Genomic DNA, 4,298 nt, shown 5'->3' with positions numbered 1-4,298 from the left:
GCTGGCTTGCCTGCGATGAAGACACCTCGGTTTTACTGCCCGCTGCGCATCATTTCCCGCGGCACATACTTGCCGATCTCGAACTTGCCGATTGCTGCGCGGTGCACTTCGTCCGGGCCATCGGCCAGGCGCAGGGTGCGCTGCATGGCGTACATGTAGGCCAGCGGGAAGTCATTGGATACGCCGGCGCCACCGTGGATCTGGATGGCGCGATCGATCACCCTCAACGCCACGTTCGGCGCCACCACCTTGATCTGGGCGATTTCGCTTTTCGCGACCTTGTTGCCCACGGTGTCCATCATGTAGGCAGCTTTCAGGGTCAGCAGGCGCGCCATGTCGATTTCCATCCGCGAGTCGGCGATCTTGTCGATATTGCCACCCAGGCGGGCCAGCGGCTTGCCGAAGGCGGTACGGCTGACGGAACGCTTGCACATCAGTTCCAGCGCGCGCTCGGCCATGCCGATGGAACGCATGCAGTGGTGAATACGGCCCGGACCAAGGCGCCCCTGGGCAATTTCAAAGCCCCGGCCTTCGCCCAGCAGGACGTTTTCGTACGGCACGCGGACGTTTTCAAACAGCACTTCGGCGTGGCCATGGGGTGCGTCGTCGTAGCCGAACACCGGCAGCGGGCGCACGATCTTCACACCGGGCGCATCCACTGGTACCAGGATCATCGAGTGCTGCTGGTGACGCGGCGCATCCGGGTTGCTCAGGCCCATGAAGATCAGGATCTTGCAGCGCGGGTCACAGGCGCCGGAGGTCCACCATTTTTTACCGTTGATCACCCACTCGTCGCCGTCGCGTTCTGCACGGGCGGCCATGTTGGTGGCATCGGAGGAAGCCACGTCCGGCTCGGTCATGGCAAATGCCGAGCGGATTTCGCCGCGCAGCAGCGGTTCGAGCCAGCGCTGTTTTTGCTCTTCGTTGGCGTAGCGCACCAGCACTTCCATGTTGCCGGTATCCGGTGCCGAGCAGTTGAACGGCTCCGGCCCCAGCAAGGAGCGGCCCATGATTTCGGCCAGGGGTGCGTATTCCAGGTTGGTGAGGCCGGCGCCCAATTCGGATTCCGGCAGGAACAGGTTCCACAGGCCTTCGGCTTTAGCCTTGAGCTTCAACTCTTCCATGATGGCGGTGGGCTGCCAGCGGTCACCTTCGGCAACCTGGCGTTCGAACACAGGCTCGGCCGGATAAACGTAGGCGTCCATGAACGCGGTGACGCGTTCACGCAGTTCCTGAACCTTGGGCGAATAGGCGAAATCCATGGGCAGCACCTTCTCAATGGAGGTTGTTGAGGTCATGAATCGATGCTAGAACAGCGTTGATAATTTACCTAGCCTATTCTCGGCGTGTATTAACATTCATCACCGATATATGATCGGCGTATGGACACCTAACAATAAGAGCGCAGCGAAATGAATCTGAGCAAGGTCGACCTCAACCTCTTCATCGTCTTTGACGCGATCTACACTGAAGCCAACCTGACCCGCGCCGGGCAGATTGTCGGGATTACTCAACCTGCGGTGTCGAACGCTCTGGCCCGCCTGCGGGAGACCTTCAACGACCCGCTGTTCGTGCGCACAGCCCAAGGCATGGTGCCCACGCCCATGGCCCAGAACATCATTGGCCCGGTGCGTAACGCGCTGTCGCTGCTGCGGGTGTCGGTACAGGAAAGCCGGATCTTCAACCCGCAACAGGCGGCCAAGACCTACCGCATCAGCATGACCGACCTCACCGAAGCGGTGATTCTGCCGCCGCTGTTCCAGCGCCTGCGCCGCCTGGCACCGACGGTGGTAATCGAGAGCTTCCTGTCCAAGCGCCGGGAAACCACCAAGGAACTGGCGGCCGGTCGCCTGGACTTTGCCGTGGATGCGCCGCTCAACACCGACCCGCAAGTGCGCCACGTCAAGCTCATGGAAGACCGCTACGTGTGCGCCATGCGCAAGGGCCATCCGATGGCGGGCAAGGACAAACTGACGCTGGATGACTACCTGTCGCTGACCCACATTCATATCTCCAGCCGGCGCAACGGCCTGGGCCATGTCGACCTGGCGCTGGGCAAGATGGGCCTGCAACGCAAGATCGCCCTGCGCTCCCAGCACTACCTGATGGCCTCGCAGGTGCTGCAGCAAACCGACATGGTAATGACCGTGCCGGAGCGCTTCGCACGGCGCCATGAACTGCACTGGTTCAACCTGCCGGTGAATGATGTGCCGATGGTGGAAACCCATCTGTACTGGCATGAAAGCACCGACCAGGATCCGGCCAACCGCTGGATGCGCGAGCAGATGATCGAGTTGTGCCAGCAGGTGACGGCCCATGAGAAGAAGCTGGACAAACTGTAGGAGCGAGCTTGACGTTAACGTCAACCAGCCATTAGCTTAACGCTCAAGACACTCCTTGAGCGCCCTCATGAGCACGACCTACAGCATCTCCGACCTCGCCCGCGAGCTCGACATCACCACCCGCGCCATTCGCTTCTATGAAGAACAAGGCCTGCTGTCCCCGGAACGCCGGGGCCAGGAGCGCATTTATTCGCCCCGCGACAAAGTCAGCCTGAAGCTGATCCTGCGGGGCAAGCGCATCGGTTTTTCCCTGGCCGAGTGCCGGGAACTGATCGAACTCTACGACCCTACCAGCGGCAACCAGAAACAGCTGCACAGCATGCTGGCGAAAATCGCCGAGCGCCGCGAGCAGCTGGAACAACAGTTGCTCGACATCGAACAGATGAAGCTCGAGCTGGACACCGCCGAAGAGCGTTGCACCCAGGCGCTGGAACAGACCATTCAGGGCCAGGTTGGCCATTCATAAAAGGTAGCTGCCATGTCCCTCCCCTCTCATGTGCGCCTGGTGGAAGTGGGCCCCCGCGACGGCCTGCAGAATGAAGCGCAACCCATCAGCGTCGCCGACAAGGTGCAATTGGTGGACGCCCTGAGTGCCGCCGGCCTGGGTTACATCGAAGTCGGCAGTTTTGTGTCGCCCAAATGGGTACCGCAGATGGCCGGGTCGGCCGAGGTGTTTGCGCAGATCCAGCGCAAGCCGGGCGTGACCTATGGCGCGCTGGCGCCAAACCTGCGGGGTTTTGAAGATGCACTGGCGGCGGGCGTAAAAGAAGTGGCCGTATTTGCGGCGGCTTCCGAGGCGTTTTCCCAGCGCAATATCAACTGCTCCATCAGCGAAAGCCTGGAACGCTTCGTGCCGATCATGGACGCGGCCAGGCAGCATGGTGTGAGTGTGCGGGGTTATGTGTCGTGTGTGTTGGGGTGCCCTTATGAAGGTCAGGTCTCGCCGGAACAGGTCGCGGCAGTCGCTCGCGAGCTGTTCGCCATGGGCTGCTATGAGGTGTCCCTGGGCGACACGATTGGCACCGGCACTGCAGGCGCAACACGCCGGATGTTCGAGGTGGTCGGCGCGCAGGTGCCACGGGACAAGCTGGCCGGGCACTTCCATGACACCTATGGCCAGGCCATCGCCAATATCTACGCCAGCCTTGAGGAAGGTATCCAGGTGTTCGACAGCTCTATTGCGGGCCTCGGCGGGTGCCCCTATGCCAAGGGGGCCAGCGGTAACGTTGCCACTGAAGATGTGTTGTACCTGCTCAATGGCTTGGGCGTCGAGACGGGTATCGACATGGACAAGCTGATTCTGGCGGGTCAGCAGATTTGTACGGTACTCGGCCGCCCCACCGGTTCGTGCGTGGCGAAGGCTCGCAGTGCCGGTTGAGTAGTGCGCTTGTGACGATGTGTTACCTCGCGGCTACACATCGGGTAACACGGGAACATATTTTGTCGCATTTCCTGAAGGAAATTTCTCGCCCAAAAATCAAGGCATTGATTTTAAAGGACTTTAAAAAGTTGGCACGGCTTCTGCTATCTCTATTGCATAACAAGAATAAAAAGCACCAAACCTAATAAAAATAAGACGTAACGACTCTGACATAACAAAAACAACACGGCAGAGACGCAGCTAACAGATTTTTTTGGAGAAGATGTGCTTCGCAGGGTACGGCTTGCCGAAACCCGCAACCGGATAGAGAAGAACAAAAAACTACCTCAAGGTAGCTACCCACTGGTTGGATCGCGTGCGAAGAAGCAGATCAGCGCTCAAAAAAATACGTTTGCTCTTGACCCCGGATGGGGGTCGCCAAAAACAGCGGTAAAGGGCCACGGTTGCCAAAAACAACAATAGACCGCCCCTCAATAATAAAAAAAGAGCACGCAACGACAAATTAAAGGGGACCTTCGGGTCCCCTTTGTGCTTTCTCGGGGAAGGTGATTTGCGTGTATATCCGTTTTTTGGGT

General features: G+C 59.2%; 4 protein-coding genes. 3 read left to right on the top strand and 1 reads right to left on the bottom strand.

The window, feature by feature from the left end; genetic code table 11:
* Nucleotides 1–32: 32 nt before the first annotated feature.
* Nucleotides 33–1,262, bottom strand: coding sequence for an acyl-CoA dehydrogenase (locus tag HX815_RS14245; RefSeq protein WP_003211803.1), 1,230 nt, complete (start codon nucleotides 1,260–1,262; stop codon nucleotides 33–35).
* A 150-nt stretch (nucleotides 1,263–1,412) separates the two neighbouring features.
* Here HX815_RS14245 and HX815_RS14240 point away from each other — a divergent pair, with 150 nt between their 5' ends.
* The 3 genes from HX815_RS14240 (at nucleotide 1,413) to HX815_RS14230 (ending at nucleotide 3,720) form a co-directional block, all read left to right on the top strand.
* On the top strand, nucleotides 1,413–2,342 hold the full coding sequence (locus tag HX815_RS14240; RefSeq protein ID WP_003211805.1) for a LysR family transcriptional regulator: 930 nt from the start codon (nucleotides 1,413–1,415) through the stop codon (nucleotides 2,340–2,342).
* Between the two features lie 67 nt (nucleotides 2,343–2,409).
* Nucleotides 2,410–2,808, top strand: coding sequence for a MerR family DNA-binding transcriptional regulator (locus HX815_RS14235; protein WP_003211806.1), 399 nt, complete (start codon nucleotides 2,410–2,412; stop codon nucleotides 2,806–2,808).
* Nucleotides 2,809–2,820: 12 nt separating this feature from the next.
* Nucleotides 2,821–3,720 (top strand): hydroxymethylglutaryl-CoA lyase, encoded by a 900-nt coding sequence (locus HX815_RS14230; RefSeq protein WP_177028446.1) that lies wholly within the window; start codon nucleotides 2,821–2,823, stop codon nucleotides 3,718–3,720.
* Nucleotides 3,721–4,298: the final 578 nt, after the last annotated feature.

It is taken from the genome of Pseudomonas sp. E6002 (assembly GCF_013385565.1).
GTDB lineage: Bacteria > Pseudomonadota > Gammaproteobacteria > Pseudomonadales > Pseudomonadaceae > Aquipseudomonas.
Note: the sequence above shows the minus strand (reverse complement) of the source record. Positions and strands in the feature narration are given on the sequence as shown.